The sequence below is a fragment of the Vibrio sp. PNB23_22_6 genome (assembly GCF_052877535.1).
Map to the genome: position 1 here is coordinate 122,435 of NZ_JBNFXP010000009.1, position 19,342 is coordinate 141,776.

The 19,342-nt window shown below is 45.4% G+C and carries 15 protein-coding genes; 8 read left to right on the forward strand and 7 right to left on the reverse strand.

Translation table 11 applies throughout. From position 1 onward, the window contains the following. Window positions 1-51: 51 nt before the first annotated feature. Complete coding sequence (locus tag ACVA54_RS09820; RefSeq protein WP_446649560.1) at window positions 52-2,094, reverse strand: PhoX family protein; 2,043 nt, start codon at window positions 2,092-2,094, stop codon at window positions 52-54. Window positions 2,095-2,394: 300 nt separating this feature from the next. Between ACVA54_RS09820 and ACVA54_RS09825 the strand changes: the two genes are divergently transcribed. From ACVA54_RS09825 to ACVA54_RS09840, 4 genes are all read left to right on the forward strand, one after another. Then, on the forward strand, window positions 2,395-2,733 hold the full coding sequence (locus tag ACVA54_RS09825) for a YggL 50S ribosome-binding family protein (RefSeq protein WP_099078313.1): 339 nt from the start codon (window positions 2,395-2,397) through the stop codon (window positions 2,731-2,733). Window positions 2,734-4,014: 1,281 nt separating this feature from the next. Continuing rightward, window positions 4,015-4,923: a LysR family transcriptional regulator gene (locus ACVA54_RS09830; RefSeq protein ID WP_119464293.1), complete on the forward strand. Its 909-nt coding sequence runs from the start codon at window positions 4,015-4,017 to the stop codon at window positions 4,921-4,923. A 370-nt stretch (window positions 4,924-5,293) separates the two neighbouring features. Beyond that, on the forward strand, window positions 5,294-6,199 hold the full coding sequence (gene rimK / locus ACVA54_RS09835) for a 30S ribosomal protein S6--L-glutamate ligase (RefSeq protein WP_099078316.1): 906 nt from the start codon (window positions 5,294-5,296) through the stop codon (window positions 6,197-6,199). Between the two features lie 94 nt (window positions 6,200-6,293). Then, a complete protein-coding gene (locus ACVA54_RS09840) occupies window positions 6,294-6,722 on the forward strand; it encodes an ATP-dependent zinc protease family protein (protein ID WP_099078317.1) in 429 nt (142 codons plus the stop codon). A 61-nt stretch (window positions 6,723-6,783) separates the two neighbouring features. On the opposite strand, the gene ACVA54_RS09845 is transcribed toward ACVA54_RS09840, so the two are convergent. Next, window positions 6,784-7,518: an MBL fold metallo-hydrolase gene (locus ACVA54_RS09845; protein WP_172438054.1), complete on the reverse strand. Its 735-nt coding sequence runs from the start codon at window positions 7,516-7,518 to the stop codon at window positions 6,784-6,786. Between the two features lie 326 nt (window positions 7,519-7,844). Between ACVA54_RS09845 and speA the strand changes: the two genes are divergently transcribed. From speA to ACVA54_RS09865, 4 genes are all read left to right on the forward strand, one after another. Then, window positions 7,845-9,755, forward strand: a complete 1,911-nt coding sequence (gene speA / locus ACVA54_RS09850) for an arginine decarboxylase (RefSeq protein WP_446649561.1) — start codon at window positions 7,845-7,847, stop codon at window positions 9,753-9,755. Between the two features lies 1 nt (window position 9,756). Beyond that, window positions 9,757-10,677, forward strand: coding sequence for an agmatinase (gene speB / locus ACVA54_RS09855; protein WP_099078320.1), 921 nt, complete (start codon window positions 9,757-9,759; stop codon window positions 10,675-10,677). 245 nt (window positions 10,678-10,922) lie between these two features. Continuing rightward, a complete protein-coding gene (gene emrD / locus ACVA54_RS09860; RefSeq protein WP_446580678.1) occupies window positions 10,923-12,128 on the forward strand; it encodes a multidrug efflux MFS transporter EmrD in 1,206 nt (401 codons plus the stop codon). A gap of 235 nt (window positions 12,129-12,363) precedes the next feature. Beyond that, entirely contained in the window at window positions 12,364-14,529 is a 2,166-nt protein-coding gene (locus ACVA54_RS09865; RefSeq protein WP_446608900.1) for a S9 family peptidase, read from the forward strand. Between the two features lie 173 nt (window positions 14,530-14,702). On the opposite strand, the gene ACVA54_RS09870 is transcribed toward ACVA54_RS09865, so the two are convergent. From ACVA54_RS09870 to ACVA54_RS09890, 5 genes are all read right to left on the reverse strand, one after another. Beyond that, window positions 14,703-15,695, reverse strand: coding sequence for a porin (locus ACVA54_RS09870; protein WP_446608901.1), 993 nt, complete (start codon window positions 15,693-15,695; stop codon window positions 14,703-14,705). A 215-nt stretch (window positions 15,696-15,910) separates the two neighbouring features. Continuing rightward, window positions 15,911-16,780 carry a metal ABC transporter solute-binding protein, Zn/Mn family gene (locus ACVA54_RS09875; protein WP_446649562.1) on the reverse strand — a complete coding sequence of 290 codons (870 nt, stop codon included), beginning with the start codon at window positions 16,778-16,780 and terminating at the stop codon, window positions 15,911-15,913. A gap of 22 nt (window positions 16,781-16,802) precedes the next feature. Next, on the reverse strand, window positions 16,803-17,678 hold the full coding sequence (locus ACVA54_RS09880) for a metal ABC transporter permease (RefSeq protein ID WP_099078325.1): 876 nt from the start codon (window positions 17,676-17,678) through the stop codon (window positions 16,803-16,805). Further along, entirely contained in the window at window positions 17,678-18,412 is a 735-nt protein-coding gene (locus tag ACVA54_RS09885) for a metal ABC transporter ATP-binding protein (protein ID WP_446649563.1), read from the reverse strand. Before ACVA54_RS09885 ends, ACVA54_RS09880 begins: the two co-directional genes overlap by 1 nt. Continuing rightward, on the reverse strand, window positions 18,412-19,338 hold the full coding sequence (locus ACVA54_RS09890) for a metal ABC transporter solute-binding protein, Zn/Mn family (RefSeq protein WP_099078327.1): 927 nt from the start codon (window positions 19,336-19,338) through the stop codon (window positions 18,412-18,414). Before ACVA54_RS09890 ends, ACVA54_RS09885 begins: the two co-directional genes overlap by 1 nt. Between the last annotated feature and the right edge of the window lie 4 nt (window positions 19,339-19,342).

A 19,342-nucleotide genomic window follows, 5' to 3' on the forward strand; every position in this document is an offset into this window, starting at 1 on the left:
TAACCAAGCCCTGCAAACGCAGGGCTTTTCTTATTCTCGCCATTCAGTCGATTAAACACCGATTTCATCACCGTCTTCGCGGCGAATAACAACCGTCGCGGCACGTGGGCGCAGTTTCATCCCCGCTGGTGTGGCTTCCGCAGCATTGTCACTGTATGGCCAGTTACCTGGGTGTTGAATGTTCACGAACAAGGATTTGTAATCTGGGCTGATGGTAAACCCCGTGACTTCACAGCCGTTTGGACCAACAAAGAATCGCTTCAACTCAGCTTGGTTATCTGCGCCAATCACGACCTGATTGCCATTTTCATCCATCAGTTTTGATGGCACGACAGCGAGCATCTGGTCGTTGGTGTATTCTTCCACCTCATCCGCACCGTTATCGGTTTGAATCCATAAAATCCCACGCGGATCAAACGCCAGACCGTCAGGGCTTGCAAACTGGTTAAGCTCCGTCAGGCTAGATCGGTTAGTATCCGCATCACCATTTGCTGGAGCACCAAACACAAAGATATCCCAAGTAAACTCTGTTGCTGCTTCACCTTCATCCCAGCGAATCACATGGCCAAACTTGTTGTTCAAACGCGGGTTGGCAGGGTTGGTATCGTCTTTACGCTTAGTGTTATTGGTGAGCGTTAGGTACACAGAACCGGTGAATGGACCTACTGTACACCACTCGGGGCGATCCATTGGCGTCGCACCAACAAGGTCAGCCGCACCAGCCGTATTAAGAATGATTTCTGCCAACGAGTTAAAGCTGTCTGCCAACGTACCACCAAAAACGGTCGTTCCGTTTAGCGTCAGTGGCAACCAAGCACCTGTGCTATCTTCATTGAAGCGTGCCACATAGAGCGTACCCTCATCCATGTACTTATCACCCGTTGCCAAACGGTTCGCTGGATTTGCATCTGCAGGGTCCCAGGCAGCTGCTGATTCAAATTTGTACAAATACTCAAAACGAGAATCGTGACCAGAGTAAAATACAACGGGCTTACCTGCTTCAAGCTTACCGAATGTACAGCCTTCGTGGCGGAAACGACCTAGCGCTGTACGCTTCTTAGCGCGAGAGTTTTGCGTGTAAGGGTCAATTTCAACAATGTAACCATGGCCATTTGCTTCGTTACGATAATCGTCCATCGCAGTGACTCCCGTTGGTTCGACATTGAATCGCGTAAACTCATCCAAACGCTCATCGGCATTACCCGCTAGCGTTTCCCATAAATAACGCGTACTTTCGTCATCCACACCAATACGATCTTGCTCTTTCGTACGAACCCCCGCATTGACAAAATAACCCGGCCAGTTCTCCTCACACGTTAGGTAAGTGCCCCATGGCGTAGAGCCATTACCACAGTTATTTAGTGTACCGCGCGCTTGGCTACCATCCGGCGAGAAGCGAGTCACGGTGAGAGCAGTGTGTGCAACAGGACCAGACAGATCCATGACTGTCGCACCAGTGTAACGGCGGTTTAGTGGGTCGGTATCCACCAACTTCCACATATTGTCTTCTAGTTGAATACGAACAACTGACACACCATGTGCGTTAATTTCTTTGCGGACTTCATCAACAATTGTACGTACACCATTCTCTACCGTGGGTCCATTTGGATGCAGTACCGAAGTATCAATGTACTCATGGTTAATGCACAGCAAACCATCCTTTGTGCTGTCGTTCAATGGAAAGAAATGCATGCCGTCATGATGCATGCCTAATGCGTTAAGTTGATCAGCACTGCTGTTGCTGCCATCATCTTTCCAGGCATTACCTTGTGCATTCAAAGGCGTCCCCCAAGGCACCAAAACTTGTGCGATGTAGCCTGGAGGCACAACGACCGCATCAGTTAATGAGCCTGGAATGGAATCGAAATTCAGTACCGCATTTGATACGCCCGAGCCACTTCCAGCAGAAGCCACCGAACCTGAGCCTGAAGAATTACATCCAGACAGACCAAATGTACCAAACGCAGTCATGGCCCCCATGCCGATCCCACCTTTCAGGATACTACGACGAGACAAACTCGCTTCCAGTACTTCTTCAAAAGGCTTGTTGTTACTATGGTTATAGCGTGTTGCATCGAACGTTTGCTTGCTCATGGTGTTACTTTCCCAATGTATGAGTGAGTTATCGGTTTATGAATCATGTTCGAAAGGAAGTGTGAAAGAGAAAAGTGACGGAAATAATCCATCTTTGTGAACTTTGTGTTTAAAAGATGCTATAAAGCACCTATCCACTCTACATACTCCCGATTTTGCTTGGGCTAAGCTAAGTTTGGGGGTATAAGGTTTATACTCGAGTGACTTCAACTCGTGCCTCGTATGTAATCAAGGCACACTCGCTGAACCTAGCATCTTGAGGTTACTTAGGTATATTTAAATCATCCACGAGAGATAATCATGAAACTAGATAAAATCGATAACAAAAATCGTCGTCTTCGTAAGAAGCTGTTCCTAGGTGAATTCGCAATTCTAGGTTTCGATATCAGCTGCGAAACTGACATCAACGACTTTGACCGTTACGATGCATTCGTTGATGACTTTATCGACTACATTGATGGCCTAGGCCTATGCTTTGGTGGCGGTGGTCTTGAGCTATTCGAAGGCTTCCTATGTTCAATTGAGCGTTACAGCAGCGCAACAGAAGAACAAAAAGCGCAGGTAGTAGCATGGCTACAAGCTCGCCCAGAAGTAAACAGCGTAAAAGCAGGTGAATTGGTTGACGCAAACTACCTATAATCTGGTAGTACAACGTAAAAACCAATGGTAGAGAAAGCTAGTCTTAGGACTGGCTTTTTGTTTTTTACAAACAGGAATAATTAGGAACTAATCGGAGTTGGTATTAAGTGCTTGTAGAGCTGGCAATTAAAGGGAAACATTAGAATTCCATTGCCAGCTCAGTGACGTCGAGTGTGGTTTACTATGCTTTTCTAGCAGTCTCAGTTTTCGTATCTTTCCAGTATTGGATACGTACACGGTGTAGCTGAGCCCTTCTCATCTTTTTCATAGCAATCTCCCTCATCTATATAGGTAACGCTCTTCATGAGCTTATTGTCTAAGGTTATTTCCCCTCCAATCTATAGGGGATAGAACGAATTAACTGTGACCAATTTCACAGCATAATGATAAATATCGGTTTTGCACGTTCATTTTTTAACCAATTAAACCATTTTCATCTTGATGATACGGTTAAGTTACTCATTACATATGACAGAAAAATGGCAATCAAGTTCCGTAATTCATCTGTCATTAAATCTTAATAACGACTCTTCGATTAAGAGTAAAGTGCGTGTTCCATCTTCTTACGCCTATCGAATACGATACGCAATCAAGTACATCCTCAATCTAAAAACCGAAGCTGTTCTCCCTCTGTGATCACGGAATCTCTTTGCTTTCGAACTTATCGTGAAACTGATCACATTCTAGAAAAAGGGAAATAGAGCCATTGCCATACATCAACCCGAATCTTTGTGCGAGATCTCTTACAAGCCGCGTAAGCCAATCTCCCATCACCAGATAAGAACAAAGCGAATTTGATAGTAAACAACTGAATTATAGGAATAATAAAAACAAAACCAAGGCATACTGCAAAAGTTTTTTTTCTAAGGCGATTGAGAGTCATCAACAAAACATCAATACTGTCTTCGTCGACAGGAAGTTGACAGGAACAGGAAAAAGCCTAATGGATTAGGTATCTTCAGGATGAAGATTTGGTAGCTTAGGATGAGTTATCAGCAAGGATGTAGTTAAGCTCTTGGATAGAGTTCGCCCGTCAGGATGATAGGCCAGAATGGACACCGCTAGGAAGGCGATGAACAAGGAACTCGGTTAAAGGACTTAACCACAATCAAGGATAGATGCAGGGAGCACCTATAGTAGCTGGATTGCTGCAAAAGAGAATAAGCCCCGTCTGGGAAATCAGGCGGGGTTTTATTTTGCCTGTCATTTCTGATCAAGCGCCTGCATAATGCTATTATTTCTGCAACTTATCTTAACAAACGTCTTAGCACACAACACTCTATGCTCAATCCTGTTTGGTTACACACGTTCAAAACATTAGTCGAGGTCGGTCATTTCACTCAGACCGCAGAAAAGCTCTATATGACACAGCCGGGGGTAAGCCAGCATATAAAAAAGTTGGAACAGGCGTGTAATCACCCTCTCATTAAACGTGAAAACAAAAGTTTTGAACTGACCGAGCAAGGTCGAATGGTGTATGCCTACGCGCTCGAGTTAGAAGAGAAAGAGAAAAGTCTATTAGAAGATTTAAATTTCGATGACCCATTTGCAGGTTATTGCAAGCTCGCGTGTTCTGGTTCTCTCGCGTTGATGTTATTTCCGCCTCTATTAGAAAAACAAAAGCAACATCGTGGCTTATCGATTCAGTTAGAAGCAGCCCCGAACCAGTCCATACTCAATGGTGTGGCTGACGGTCGAATTGATATGGGTATTGTGACCCACTCACCAAATAAAAGTGTGTTCCAAAGTGAGCAAATTGGTCGAGAGACTTTGTGTCTGATCTTACCGAAATCCTACCAAGGAACAACGCTAACTCCGGAACTACTGAAAAGCTGTGGTGTTATCGGACACCCTGACGCCGAGCATTACATGACACTATTTTTCGACCAATGTGCCGAACCTTTACTAAATGAAATAAAAGTCAGTGGCATGCCGCGTTCTGGATATGTAAACCAACTCAGCCAAATACTTTTACCCGTAAGCAAAGGGCTCGGCTTTACCGTTTTACCGCGCAGCGCTGTCGAGAGCTTTCCATTAAGAGAGGCATTGTATGTCGCGGAGCTAAAACAACCCGTTTATGAGGATTTGTTCTTAGTCAGAAAACGCAGCCGCACATTACCTCTGCGCTATCAAACCATCAAAGAAGTATTATTAGGTGTGATTGATGGCGCGGTGCATGGGGCAAAATAGCAACTTAAGTTACCAAATTCGTTTTAAACTATTCTCTAAACGTTTAATATTCGTGGTCAAATCATCACTTTATTTCTTTACATTCATTCCAAAAAATATTGCTTTTTCACAATATTTTTCTTCCTCTAGCCCTTGACAGTCGCACACAGTAAGGGCTGAGCGTACAATAAATTATTTTTATCGTTTCAATTATTTTTTTTCGTTTTTATCCATTAAGAAAACCCCCTAAGGTTCGCCCTCTGACGACGTGGTTGTCCAACCACCATTCTAAATCGTTGTTGAAGAGTGGGTTCTGTCACATCATTCACACACTCTCGCTATACTCTATACTTACATTTTTAATTTGGTACTGACTTACTAAGGAATTGCCATGCGTATTGCTATTCTTTCTCGTAATGAGAATCTATATTCCACTATGCGCCTAAAGCAGGCGGGTGAAGAGCGCGGACATCAAGTTGATGTTATCGATACTCTGCACTGTTATATGGATATTACGAGTAACAACCCTCGAATCCGCTACATGGGTGAAGAATTGCCAAAATACGACGCAGTGATCCCACGCATTGGTGCTTCTATCACTTTCTACGGTACCGCTGTTGTGCGTCAGTTTGAAATGATGGGTACGTTCTGTGTGAACGAGTCAGTCGCAATCAGCCGCTCTCGTGACAAGCTACGTTCGATGCAGCTTCTATCACGTCAAGGTATTGGCCTTCCTCGTACCGGTTTTGCTCACCACCCTGATAACATCCAAGACGTGATCAAAAACGTTGGTGGCGCTCCACTGGTTATCAAACTGCTTGAAGGTACTCAAGGTATCGGTGTTGTTCTTGCTGAAACAACAAAAGCCGCAGAGAGCGTTATCGAAGCATTCATGGGTTTAAAAGCCAACATCATGGTGCAAGAGTTCATTGAAGAAGCAAACGGCGCTGATATTCGCTGCTTCGTTGTAGGTAACAAAGTTATCGCAGCAATGAAACGCCAAGCAAAAGAAGGCGAATTCCGTTCGAACCTTCACCGAGGTGGCTCAGCTCAACTTGTTAGGCTAAGCAAAGAAGAGCGCGCAACGGCAATCAACGCAGCGAAAGTGATGGGCCTAAACTTATGTGGTGTCGACATTCTTCAATCAAAGAACGGCCCTGTGGTAATGGAAGTTAACTCTTCTCCAGGTCTTGAAGGTATTGAAACTGCGACAGAGAAAGACGTTGCTGGCATGATCTTCGATTTTATTGAGAAGAATGCAAAACCAAACGCTAACCGTACTCGCGGTAAAGGTTGATATTTGTTTAATACCCATCTTAACTTATTTAGGTGGGTACAAGTGAGTGTCTACACGTTAGACTCTCACTGTTACTCGTCGCTAGGATGACACTATGAATCAGAAAATGATCATTGGGAACGCCGAAGCAATTTGCTTACCTGAGTTAGGGATTACTCACCTAGAAGCGCGCATTGATACTGGTGCACAAACTTCTTCTATTCACGTAGATAACCTTGAGTGTTTTGAAAAAGACGGTCAATCTTACGTAGAATTCGATTTACACCCAGATGTCTATCACCTAGAGCAAGTGGTTCGCTGCAAAGCTCTAGTGAAAGCAAACCGTAAGGTGAAGTCATCAAATGGTACATTCGAACACCGTTACGTAATCACCACGATGCTGCGTATGGGCGGTCAAGAATGGCCAATCGATATTACGCTAACGAACCGTGGTAAAATGACCTACATGATGTTGTTAGGCCGTCAGGGTATGGCAGACAAAGTTCTGGTAGACCCTAGCCAATCGCACCTACTGGCGCCATAATCCCCCGTAGCTACAGATGAGTGAACTTCACAGTCACTCATCTGGCTCTTTACGCCTTTCTTTAATTTGCTTTTTTGTTTCTTAATAGAGAGCGTACCAAGCCTTTTATTTTTACCTTTGTCACTCGCCAATGTGTGATCGGTCTTGTAGGCGTAGTATTCATAATATGTTGATAAGCAGTATGGTCGAAATCGACTTCTCCGCCGTGGGCAACCAACAAGCATGTTGGATTCATTTCAAAGACTCGCAACAACGATTGACGATACTGATTCGGATGAAAGATAGGAAACGGTGCAATCAAGTGATTCTTCACCTGCACCATTAAGTCTGCGACATAGAGCAAATCTTGTTCTGGATGATAAACCGATAAATCTCGGTCGGTATGCCCCGGCGTTTCCAACACTTGCCAATCTTCAAACCCAGGGATGGTATCACCATCCAATAGCTCAAGATCAGGACGAAGCTTTCGCGAGTACCATAAATTACGCTTCGGCTTGCGCATTCTGTTCGCCATCCATCTAGCCAAAATTAAATCGGTCAAATGCATAAGCCAACCGTCAAAACCACCATACCAATGATGCTCTCGCTTTGCTGCCAACACTTTACATCCTGTCAACTCACGAAGCTTATGCGCAGCTCCAGCGTGATCTGGATGCATATGGGTGACAATGACTAATTTAAGGTCGGAAAAACGGCGATTAAGCTGATGCTCGATAAAGTCTTTAAGATGAAGAATATCTGCCCGACTTGCTCCATCAAGCAACATTAGCTTATCTGGATACTCCGCGAGATACATCGTCTGTATGTACCCTTGAATTCTGTGAAGCCGCAAAAATCTGTCCTTTGATCATGTTGATAATTCGTCGTAACCAATTTCCTACTGGTCAGACCAACTATAACAGTAGGATGAACACTCTGTTAAATAAATCGTTACCCCCTCACTAATAACAAATGCTAATCGACACGGGTAATTTTAATCATTAGACTCCAATTGGCTTTTGTCCGTTAATGCGCGCACACGGAGTTCGTGTCAGGGTATGAGGTTATCGCCTCATGATTTGCTTTTTTGTACTTTCTCTTCTATTAAATTAAGAACTTAAGTACATTTTTGTGAGATTCGATGTGGAAAAAGCATCCAAATTAGACCGCATTCGCGCGGACTACAACGTTCACTACTGGAGCCAAGGCTTCTACGGAATTGATGACCAAGGCGAGGTATATGTATCACCTCGTAGTGACCGTAAACACCAAATCCCTTTCAGTGCCATTGTGAATGAGCTAGAAGCGAAGCAGTTAAATCTGCCTGTACTCGTACGCTTCCCGCAAATCGTGCATCAACGTGTGCACGGTATTTGCCAAGCTTTCAACCAAGCAATTGAAGAATACCAATATCCGAATAAATACCTGTTGGTTTATCCCATTAAAGTAAACCAGCAGCGTGAAGTCGTTGATGAAATCCTTGCAAGCCAAGCTCAACTTGAGACGAAGCAGCTAGGACTTGAAGCCGGCAGTAAGCCTGAGCTTCTTGCAGTACTGGCTCTTGCTCAACAAGGCAGCTCTGTGATCGTATGTAACGGCTATAAAGACCGTGAATACGTACGTCTTGCGCTTATTGGTGAAAAGCTAGGTCATAAAGTATTTATCGTTCTCGAGAAACTGACTGAACTTGATTTGGTGCTTGAAGAAGCGAAAAGTTTGGGTGTCACCCCGCGTCTCGGTTTGCGTATCCGCCTAGCGTCTCAAGGTGCGGGGAAATGGCAAGCGAGCGGCGGTGAAAAATCTAAGTTTGGTCTGTCTGCATCGCAAGTATTAAGCGTGATTGCGCGCCTAAAACGCGAAGACAAGCTCGACACCATGCAATTGGTGCACTTCCACCTAGGCTCACAGATGGCGAACATCCGTGACGTACGCAATGGTGTGAACGAGTCTGCTCGCTTTTACTGTGAACTGCGCGCAATGGGCGCAAACATTGATTACTTCGATGTGGGTGGTGGCTTGGCGGTCGACTACGACGGCACTCGCAGTCAATCTTCGAACTCAATGAACTACGGTTTGGCTGAATACGCACGCAACATCGTCAATACTGTTGGCGATGTATGCCAACAGTACGAACAACCAATGCCAGTGATCATCTCAGAATCTGGCCGTTCATTGACGGCACACCACGCCGTACTTATTTCGAACGTGATTGGTACAGAAACATACCAGCCAGAAGACGTGTTCGCACCCGCAGAAGATGCCCCTATCTTGCTACAGAATATGTGGCGCAGCTGGGAGAACTTACAAGATGGTACCGATGCGCGTGCTCTGATTGAAATTTATAATGATACCCAAAGTGATTTGGCAGAGGTACACTCGCAATTTGCTACTGGCGTACTGAACCTCGAACAACGAGCATGGGCAGAGCAATTGTCACTGCGCATTTGCTTCGAGCTAAATCACCAGATGAGTGCTAAGAACCGCTTCCACCGTCCAATTTTGGATGAGTTGAGCGAACGTCTTGCGGATAAGTTCTTCGTGAACTTCTCTCTTTTCCAATCTCTGCCAGATGCGTGGGGTATTGATCAGGTATTCCCTGTTCTACCACTTTCTGGTCTAGGTGATATGGAAGAGCGTCGTGCGGTGATGTTGGACATCACTTGTGACTCCGATGGCGCAATCGACAACTACGTTGACGGTCAAGGCATTGAGAGCACGCTACCCGTACCAGCATGGAGCAAAGACAAGCCGTACCTAATGGGCTTCTTCCTAGTAGGTGCATACCAAGAGATCCTTGGTGACATGCACAACCTATTTGGTGATACCCACAGTGCAGTAGTCAACGTTGATGAGAATGGTCAATTTGAGATCAGCTACATCAACGAAGGTGATAGCGTAGAAGACATGATGCGTTACGTTCATATCGACGTAGATGCGATTCGTGACAATTACAAACAATTGGTTTCCGAGCGTGTTGAAGCCAATGAACAAGCACAAATCCTAGCTGAGCTGGAACAAGGTTTAGCTGGCTACACCTATTTAGAGGACTTCTAATATGAATGATTTGTTTACTAAAACCGATTATTCGCTTTACTCCAACTCTATGTCGTTTCTACGTCGACCGTACATCAAAAACCCTGTATCGGCAGACGCTGACGTTGTCGTGCTTGGCGTTCCTCTGGACATGGCGACTTCTGGTCGCCCTGGTGCTCGTATGGGGCCAGATGCGATCCGTCGTGCGTCAGTCAACCTTGCTTGGGAAGGCAAGAAGTTCCCATGGGACTTCAACGTATTTGATAAATTGAAAGTGATCGACGCCGGCGACCTTGTGTTCGATTGTGGTGACGCAGAGGATTTCACTTACCGTCTAGAAGCAGCGACAAGCGAAATTCTAAAGAGTGGCAAGACCATGCTAGGTTTAGGTGGTGATCACTTCATCACGCTGCCAATCCTGCGTGCTTACGCGAAGCACCATGGCCAAATGGCACTGATTCACTTCGATGCGCACACTGATACTTACGCAAACGGCAGTTCTTACGACCATGGCACCATGTTCTACCATGCACCGAAAGAAGGTCTAATTTCTGCAAAGAACTCAGTGCAAATTGGTATTCGTACTGAATATGAGCAACAAGATCACGGTTTCAATGTCATCAACGCGATGCAGGCAAACGACATGTCAGTAGAAGAGATTCTGGCTGAGGTACGCCGCACGGTTGCTGATAAACCAGTATATGTTACGTTTGACATTGACTGTCTTGATCCGGCATTTGCTCCAGGGACAGGCACACCAGTATGTGGTGGCCTAAACTCGGACAAGATACTGAAAATCATTCGTGGTTTTGCTGGTATGAACATCGTGGGTATGGACGTGGTGGAAGTTTCCCCTCCTTACGACCACAGTGATGTAACCGCTCTAGCGGGCGCGACGATCGCACTAGAACTGCTATACGCATACGCTTCAGGTCGCGCATAACGCATGTATTACAAAGGGGGCTTCGGCTCCTTTTTTTTGTCTTGAGCCCTCCTGCAAAAAAAGATTAGTTTTTCTAATCAAAATCATAGATTTTTATCTTGTTCAACTTCACACTTTATGATTGCTAACTCTGCATTCAAGCTCTAATATCTCGCGCCTAGAATCCCTAATCAATTAATTTACTCTGCACTCTGCCATAGAGAGCTAAAGTTTTTTACGCCCTAATTTTTTGGAGAGATACGCAAATGCCCGCCTCGTTTCCATTAGCGAAACTTACCTTTTTAATTGCAATCCTGACTGCCGTAGGTCAAATGACTCAAACGATGTACGTACCTTCTATCGGTCATATGGCGGGTGAATTTTTAGTTTCAGCGTCTTCACTTCAAGCGGTAATGGCGTGTTACCTAATCCCTTATGGTCTATCGCAATTTGTGTACGGTCCATTGTCTGATCGCCTTGGCCGTAAACCGATCATCATCGTCGGTTTAATCATCTACATCATCGGTACGTTGGTGGCGCTGTTCGCACACCAGTACGAATGGTTCCTAGCAGGTAGCTTTATTCAAGGCTTGGGGATCGGCTGTGGCGGCGCAATGTCTCGTACTCTGACTCGTGACTGCTTTGAAGGTGCAGAACTGCACCGCGCAAACAGTTTGATCAGCATGTGTGTAATTTTCTCACCACTTATTGCACCAGTGTTGGGCGGTTACCTAACAGAAGCTTTCGGTTGGCGCTCTAGCTACTTATTCCTTGCTCTATTTGGTATCGCCGTTGTGATCACCATGATGACAAGCATGATGGAAACATTACCAAAAGAGCGACGCAAATATGAATCCGTTGCAAAGAGCTACAAGTTCGTACTGTCTGACAAACGATTCCAAGGTTTCCTATTGGTGCTTGTTGCTACTTTTGCTGGTGTCGCAGTATTTGAAGCTGCGGCTGGTGTGCTACTAGGTGGTGTACTTGGCTTACCAGCAACCACAGTAAGCTTGCTGTTTGTATTACCGATCCCGGGTTACTTAGTCGGCGCTGGCTTATCGAGCTACATTGCACAACGTCGCTCTGAGCGCCGCGCTCTGAATGTAGGTCTAGTGGCTATCCTAGTTGGCTCAGCAGTCGTGTTGATTCCGGGTCTGTTTGGTCTAACGACAGCGTTAACTCTGATTGGCGGTGCAACCATTTACTTCTTGGGTGCTGGTATTTTGTTCCCGGCAGCGACAACAGGCGCACTCTCACCATTCCCATATCACGCGGGGACGGGTGGTGCGATTTTGGGTGGTATGCAAAACCTAGGTGCGGGTATTGCGACACTATTCGCGTCGTTTTTCCCGGCTCAAGATCAAATGCCACTTGGTGTCTTGATGATGGCAATGTCAATCATCGCAATGCTAGGATTACGCTGGGTGAATCACAAACACGATCACTCGAACGAAATGCCATTGGCAATCTAAATTAGTGACCTCACCTTATTCAAAGGGACATGCTGAAAAGTGTGTCTCTTTTTGTTGCACGCTTCTTGTCTCCAAGCTCCCATCCGCCAGCTTTAGCATTTAACATCTCCGCTATTCTTTGCTAAAAAGAGCCGTTGCTTATATACATCACCGGAAGAATACAAACGTACCTTAACTCTCAACAACAAGAGGTGCTGATACTAAAACGAGCAAAGTACAAAATAGGGATATACAGATGCGTTTCACTTTAACCACATTCGCCGTATCGGTCGCGCTCGTCGCTGGATGCAGCAATCAAGGAATACCAACCATGAACCACCACTCCCAATCGCAGCTCATTGCTCAACAAACACAAGCACCCGTTGCGAAGAAAGTTCCTCATGCAATGACAATTCATGGCGATATTCGTGTCGATAACTACTACTGGATGCGTGATGATGAGCGTAAAGATCCAGAAATCTTGCAGCATCTTGAGCAAGAGAATCAGTATGCGGAAACAGTTCTAAAGCACACCGAAGCCTTTCAAGAGCAACTGTTCGAAGAGATCAAAGGCCGTATTGCAAAAGACGACAATTCAGTACCGGTTCGTAAAGGCAGTTACTACTACTCGAATGAAGTCACAGGCGACAATGAATACGAAGTGCATCTACGAGCCAAAGATTTTGCTGGCAAAGACAAGCAAGTTATCTTGGATGTCAACGAGCTAGCGAAAGAGCACGAGTTCTTCAATATCGGCGGTTTATACGTGAGCCCAAATGAAAACATGTTGGCTTATGGCGAAGATACGCTCAGTCGTCGTATTTACACCATCAAGATTAAAGACCTAACGACAGGTGAATACCTCAACGATGAAATTGAAGGTGCATCAAGCGCGATAGCATGGCAGAACGACAACCAAGCCTTCTACTACATCAAGAAAGATCCACAAACACTGCTTGGCTACCAAGTGTACCGCCATGTATTGGGTTCGCCACAAAGCCAAGATGTACTGATCTACGAAGAAACCGATAGCGCCTATTACACTTACCTCAGTACAAGTAAGGATAATGAGCAAGTTTATATTTGGCACTCCAGCACTGAAACCAGTGGTGTCTCTCTAATTGATGCAAACGATCCTGACGCAAAAGCAGAGCCATTCTACCCGCGTGAACAAGGTATCGAATACAGCATTGCGAAGCTCAATGACTGGTATTACATCTACACGAACTACCAAGCCGTAAATTTCCGTCTGATGAAAGTTCATAAAAACGAAATGCATGATCGCGCTAAATGGCAAGATGTCATCGCCGCTGACAATGAGACTCAGCTTGTCGACTTCGATTTGTTTGATGATCACTTAGTTTACGAGCAACGCGCGGATGGTCTCTCAACCGTCAAGATTCGTCAGCTTTCAACAGGGAAAGAGTTCCCGCTAACATTCAACGACACCGCCTTTGCTGCCTATCTCACTGGCAACAACGAACTGGACAATTCCAAGGTTCGCATTTACTACAGTAGCTTAACTACGCCAGGTACTTACTATGATTTCGACCTCAATAGCGGAGAGTCAGAGACCATGAAACAAACACCTGTACTGGGCGATTTTAATGCCGATGATTATCAATCCGAGCGTATAATGATCACAGCTCGTGATGGAAAGAAAGTACCTGTTTCTCTGGTTTATCGTAAAGATCGGTTCAAGAAAGATGGCACAAATCCTATCTATCAATACGGTTACGGCTCTTATGGCTCAACCATTGAGCCTACTTTCGGCTCGACTCGCTTAAGTTTGCTCAATCGCGGTTTTGTATACGCCATTGCCCATATTCGTGGTTCTGAAATGCTTGGTCGTCCATGGTATGAAGATGGCAAGAAGTTAACCAAGCAAAACACCTTCAACGATTTTATTGATGTGACAAAAGGTTTGGTTGAAGAAGGCTATGGTGCAAAAGAGAAAGTTTTTGCGGTAGGAGGCTCCGCCGGAGGCTTGCTTATGGGCGCGATTATCAACCAAGCGCCAGAGTTATATCGTGGTATTGGTGCTCACGTACCATTCGTAGACGTGGTTACGACAATGCTGGATGAATCCATCCCTCTAACCACCAACGAGTACGATGAGTGGGGCAATCCAAACGATAAAGCCTACTACGACTACATGCTTGATTATTCGCCATACGATAATATAAAAGCGCAACATTACCCGAACATGCTTGTGACAACAGGATTGCACGACTCGCAGGTTCAATATTTTGAGCCAATGAAGTGGGTAGCCAAACTGCGTGAGATGAAAACAGACAGCAACGTCCTAATCTTCAAAACCGATATGGAGGCAGGTCATGGCGGTGCCTCTGGTCGATTCAAGCGACTAAAAGAAGATGCCTTAGAATATGCCTTCTTCCTAGATCTGCTAGAAGCCAAGTAAACGTTCATCTAATTCCGAAATAATGCCCGCAACTTGCGGGTATTTTTACGCATTCTCTTTGAGTCTAAGCGATGACTCTCCTCCACAAGAAAATGCAAAAGAATAACGCCTACTCATAGCGAGTAGGCGTCAACACAATAAATGTGTTTAGGCAGAAGAAACGGTTCTATTTATTAGAAGTAGTAACGAGCGCCGATTGTCCACCAATCGTTCTTTTTGTTACCAATATCGTTGCCTAGGTCAAACTGGTAGCCAGCAAACGTATAGAAAGCGGATGTCACAGCGTATTCAGCTTGAATCGCCGACTCGCTGTAAAGCGTCTTACTCGCTTTGTCGTCTTCTACCGACTCGTAGTTCACACTGAATGTCCAGTCGTTGACGCCGTACGCCAATAGACCGTCAAGTTGAACGGTTTTCGCGTATGTCGTTCCATCGTAAGTGAAGAAATGATCATTCATACCGTATACGATGGCTGCATACAGACCTGAACCGTATTCACCGTAATTAGCAGAAATCACATGAGACGTCGCCGACTCTGATTTAGTACCAACCTTTACATCACCGCCGCTGTATGTGTAGCCTAGACCAAAACCTGCTAGCTCTGTGCCCAGTGCAATTTGGCCACGATCATCATAACCTTCATACTTACCTTGCCAGCCCACAGCTAAGCCTAAACCAAAACCGTCGCCAAACTCATAAGCATTACTGTAGCTCAGCATTTTATTCGCACGACCTGTACCTAAATTACCGTGATTGTAGTACAAGAAGTCATTGGCAAACGCGATTGGCATATCCGCTACGCCTGCTACATCGTAGTAAGGTGACCACTGAGTACCTGCTACTACACGACCAAGTTCTGCGTGCGTCGCACCAATGTAACCTAAACGAGTAGTGAATGAAGTATCGCCACCGTCTAGGTAGTTTAGAGCCCACTCACCTTTTGCATCGACTGTTACGCCGTTACCAATGTCTTGCTTACCAACGACATTGATGCGTGGAGACACTTGGTGTATGCCTACATTGTCTTCAAAGTATTCACCAATACCCACATCAACGTAACCACCGATAGACATTGACGTGCCATCGCTGTTATAGATTTCTGCTGCGAAAGTCTGTGTACCACATGCTAGTGCCGCCACTGCAACGGCTAGAGTTTTCATTTTCATTGTTAACATCCATATAGTTGTTTGTACCGGTTCGCCCCGACAGCAAGAAATTAGACATCAATCGCAACGAACAGGTAACAAGGTAGTAATGAAACACAGCTGAAACAAATGCTTTCCCCCTAAACCATCTACATTTCTGGTTATTATTTAACCTAAATCACAATAAAAAAGGGAACTTTTCATTCCACTTCATAATTTGTGTGGTATTTACCGTGTCACAATCGCCAACGTGCGAGTGGCTTCTCAATTTTGATACTTTTACTGCCCATACGATCAACAGAGTCAACTTGCAGTATTCTGTGCGGTGAAACCAGAGCCTTTAGCATATTTGACGGTCGTCTACTCGTCACGATCCTTAGTGTTTTATCCTGTTCAAATTGAGCTTTTAAAGAATGTTTATCTGCCTCTGACCACTCCAACTCAGGTTTGAATTGACGACCAGCAACAAACAGTTGATTGCCTGACGCAAAGTCTTCCAACGATTCATCGAGTAATATGACTGAATCCATTTCCATTTCAAAGATCGCTTCTTGCTGCTGGTTAATCAGTTCACGCATTTTTAGCATGAGACCCTGATGGTTTTTCTCAATCGCCTCTTGGTGCTCAGGGTAAATTTTTTGCAGATCCTCTCCGACAATCGATGCCATTCGAATCAAGTTAACCGAGTTCAACCACGCGTACTTCGACGTTTTACCCTTATCAAGAGTCAATACGGCAACACCTTGAGCACGAGGAGAAATCGCTTGCGATGCATCAATTTCAATCAATCGAATATTACCTTGTCTTGCATAGACATAAGTCGGGTCTTGGTGCCAAATTGCCCCTAGAGTAATCGCCACCGTTGCCGACTTACCCGCTTCAATCACTTGCTCTTGACCTTGATTCGCAAACCAGTTAGCGACACGCTCAATACCATAACGTTTAGGTGGTAAATACGTCGTTTCAATACCCGTTCCTTGCATCAACTGCTGTGAAATCATGTAGGTAACCGGCGTGCTGGTTAAGATATCTTTAGCAAACGTAAATGGTGTCAATGTGCTCATCACCACCAAACTCAAGCTCATCTTTATTTTTTTTGTATTCATATTCTATTATTCGGATTAAGGATCACGCGTTATTCATGATTCGGTAAATCGTCGCGGCTAGGAAGAACGCTGCCGAGACAATAATGATTGATGCACCTGACGGAATAGGAAGTTCAAACTCCATAGGAAGAACGGCACCAATCAGGCAAGCGACGGTGGCCAACAATGATGAAAGCAGAACGAAACTACCCATTCGCTTAGTCAGCAACCTTGCCGTCGCGCCAGGGATCAATAAGAGTGCCCCCACGAGCACTGCACCAATGATCTTTACCGCCGCAATCGTCACCAGAGTGATCATCATGACAAACAAATAATCATAAAAACTGGTATTGAAGCCTCGCACACGCGCGATGTCCGGGCTGATGCAGGTGAGTAAAACTCGGTTAAATGTCGGGATCAATAGTAGCAGGATAATCAAACAGCTCACCGCCAGAATCGTGATGTCTCTGTCTGTTACCGTGAGAATTGAGCCAAACAACACGTTCTCGAGCATATGAATGTTGATCTTACGAGCCACGTACATCAGCAATGCCGCACCGACGGCCAAAGCCAATGCGAGAAAAACCCCAACAAGTGTATCGTAAGGAACATTGGTTCGATTACGCACAAAATGCAGCAATAGTGCGAATATCATGCAGAAACTGAACAACCCAATAAACGGATTTTCCGGTGGCTCTCCAAGTAAAACGCCGATGGCAATGCCTGTCAGTGCTGCGTGACCTACCGCTTCAGAAAAAAATGCTAAACGCTTGGCAATGACTAATGTTCCGAGCCCACCTAACAGCGGACCTAGAATTAACGCAGCAACAATCGCATTAACCATAAAGGCGTAAGCGAAGCTTTCACTTAACCAGCCAGCTTCTACGCCACGAAGTGCGAGTTGTCTTAACCACTCCATTATGCGGCCTCCACTTTTGCTGTGTAATGCTTAAATAGAGATTCAATACGCTCTGGACTTAGCACTTCTAAATGATGTCCTGAAGCCACAATTTGGCGATTCACTACGTGTACTTGTGCATTTAAGCGGCGCACCGCTGTGACATCGTGATGAACCGCTAATACTGTTTTTCCTTCTGCCACCACTTCAAGAATCAAACCTTCTAAATAACGAACCCCTTGCTCGTCCATGCCTGTTGTTGGCTCATCTAACACGAGTAGGCTTGGATCATCTAATAACGCCTGCGCAAATAACACGCGTTGTTGCTCACCGCCGGACAATTGCCCCATTCGACGATCACTGCGGGCAGCCATACCCACACGATCTAGTTGAGCTAGCGCTTGTTGAGTTTGTTTGGTTTTTCTTCGCCAAAACAGAGGTACGCGTGTTTGGTTAAGCAACACAAAATCCATCACTGTCAGAGGTAAACTTGCCTCAAACATCGCCTTTTGTGGTACGTAGCCAATTTTGCCTAATTGCTGGTTTTGCTTAAGGTTTGGCCAATGCATCGAGATATCCCCCGTAAATTGGGTTAAGCCCAACACAGAACGTAACAGCGACGTTTTTCCGCCACCATTTGGTCCCATGATCACGTGGCATTGACCCGCCTCAAATTGAGTTTGGATATTTTGAAGAATAAGGTTACCGCCGTACTGCAAGCTCACCCCATCGATTGAAATAGACGGACCGAGCATCAGGCTTTCTCCTGCTCGTGCTTACTTGCTACAAACTTCATCGCGTCGATTAGCGTCGCCACGTTGTTACGCATTTCAACTTCAACTTTATCTGCTTCATATTCCCCATGCGTCATGTGCGAAAAGCGATAAAGCTGAACACCTGTCGCTTCTTCAATCGTATCGACAAAGCGGTTAGGCATGTTCAGTTCGTAAAACAGCACATCGATGCCAGATTGACGGATCTTCTCGATGGTTCCTTGCAGTTGGCTCGCACTTGGCTCAACGCCATGAGCAGGCTCAATCACGGCAGCCACATCGACACCAAACTCTTGCAAGATATAACCATAGGCATTATGCGTCGTTGCTACTTTCATCCCAGCGGTATTCAATTGGCCTAAAGACAACATGGCGTCACGCTTTAACAAACGAAATGTTTTGGCGTAGTTACGCGCATTCTTTCGGTAGTAAACTGCATTGTCAGGATCGAGCTTGCTCAGTTCACTCGCAATGGTGTACACCTTTTGAATCGTGGTCGATAGGCCAACAAAAGTATGCGGGTTAACCGCGCCTTTGCCCACCGATTGCCCCATCGCAGGCAATAAAGGCACTTCTTCGTTCGCTTCAATCACGACAAGATCATTTCGCTGGGCCGCCTGAATCACTTTCAGCGCAAAATCATCATGACCAATGCCATTTACCACGATGACATCCATTTGATTTAAGCGCTTTAGGTCATTCGGCTGTGGTAAATAGTTGTGTGGGTTAAACCCCGCATCCACCAGCGGAAGAATTTCCGCTTTATCCCCTACCACAGCTTTAACGTAACTGTAATAAGGCTGCAGAGTGATACCAATAGTTAGCTTATCTGCAGCGATGCTCGAAGCAGAGACCGCAAGCAACACACTTACGGCCATAATACGGCGTAATAGAACACGTTTTATCATCGTT

Excerpts from the sequence above, each read along its gene's own strand:
- ACVA54_RS09820 (WP_446649560.1), bottom strand. The coding sequence starts at position 2,094 with ATGAGCAAGCAAACGTTCGATGCAACACGCTATAACCATAGTAACAAC.
- ACVA54_RS09825 (WP_099078313.1), top strand. The coding sequence starts at position 2,395 with ATGAAACTAGATAAAATCGATAACAAAAATCGTCGTCTTCGTAAGAAG.
- ACVA54_RS09830 (WP_119464293.1), top strand. The coding sequence starts at position 4,015 with ATGCTCAATCCTGTTTGGTTACACACGTTCAAAACATTAGTCGAGGTC.
- rimK (WP_099078316.1), top strand. The coding sequence starts at position 5,294 with ATGCGTATTGCTATTCTTTCTCGTAATGAGAATCTATATTCCACTATG.
- ACVA54_RS09840 (WP_099078317.1), top strand. The coding sequence starts at position 6,294 with ATGAATCAGAAAATGATCATTGGGAACGCCGAAGCAATTTGCTTACCT.
- ACVA54_RS09845 (WP_172438054.1), bottom strand. The coding sequence starts at position 7,518 with ATGTATCTCGCGGAGTATCCAGATAAGCTAATGTTGCTTGATGGAGCA.
- speB (WP_099078320.1), top strand. The coding sequence starts at position 9,757 with ATGAATGATTTGTTTACTAAAACCGATTATTCGCTTTACTCCAACTCT.
- emrD (WP_446580678.1), top strand. The coding sequence starts at position 10,923 with ATGCCCGCCTCGTTTCCATTAGCGAAACTTACCTTTTTAATTGCAATC.
- ACVA54_RS09865 (WP_446608900.1), top strand. The coding sequence starts at position 12,364 with ATGCGTTTCACTTTAACCACATTCGCCGTATCGGTCGCGCTCGTCGCT.
- ACVA54_RS09870 (WP_446608901.1), bottom strand. The coding sequence starts at position 15,695 with ATGAAAATGAAAACTCTAGCCGTTGCAGTGGCGGCACTAGCATGTGGT.
- ACVA54_RS09875 (WP_446649562.1), bottom strand. The coding sequence starts at position 16,780 with ATGAATACAAAAAAAATAAAGATGAGCTTGAGTTTGGTGGTGATGAGC.
- ACVA54_RS09880 (WP_099078325.1), bottom strand. The coding sequence starts at position 17,678 with ATGGAGTGGTTAAGACAACTCGCACTTCGTGGCGTAGAAGCTGGCTGG.
- ACVA54_RS09885 (WP_446649563.1), bottom strand. The coding sequence starts at position 18,412 with ATGCTCGGTCCGTCTATTTCAATCGATGGGGTGAGCTTGCAGTACGGC.
- ACVA54_RS09890 (WP_099078327.1), bottom strand. The coding sequence starts at position 19,338 with ATGATAAAACGTGTTCTATTACGCCGTATTATGGCCGTAAGTGTGTTG.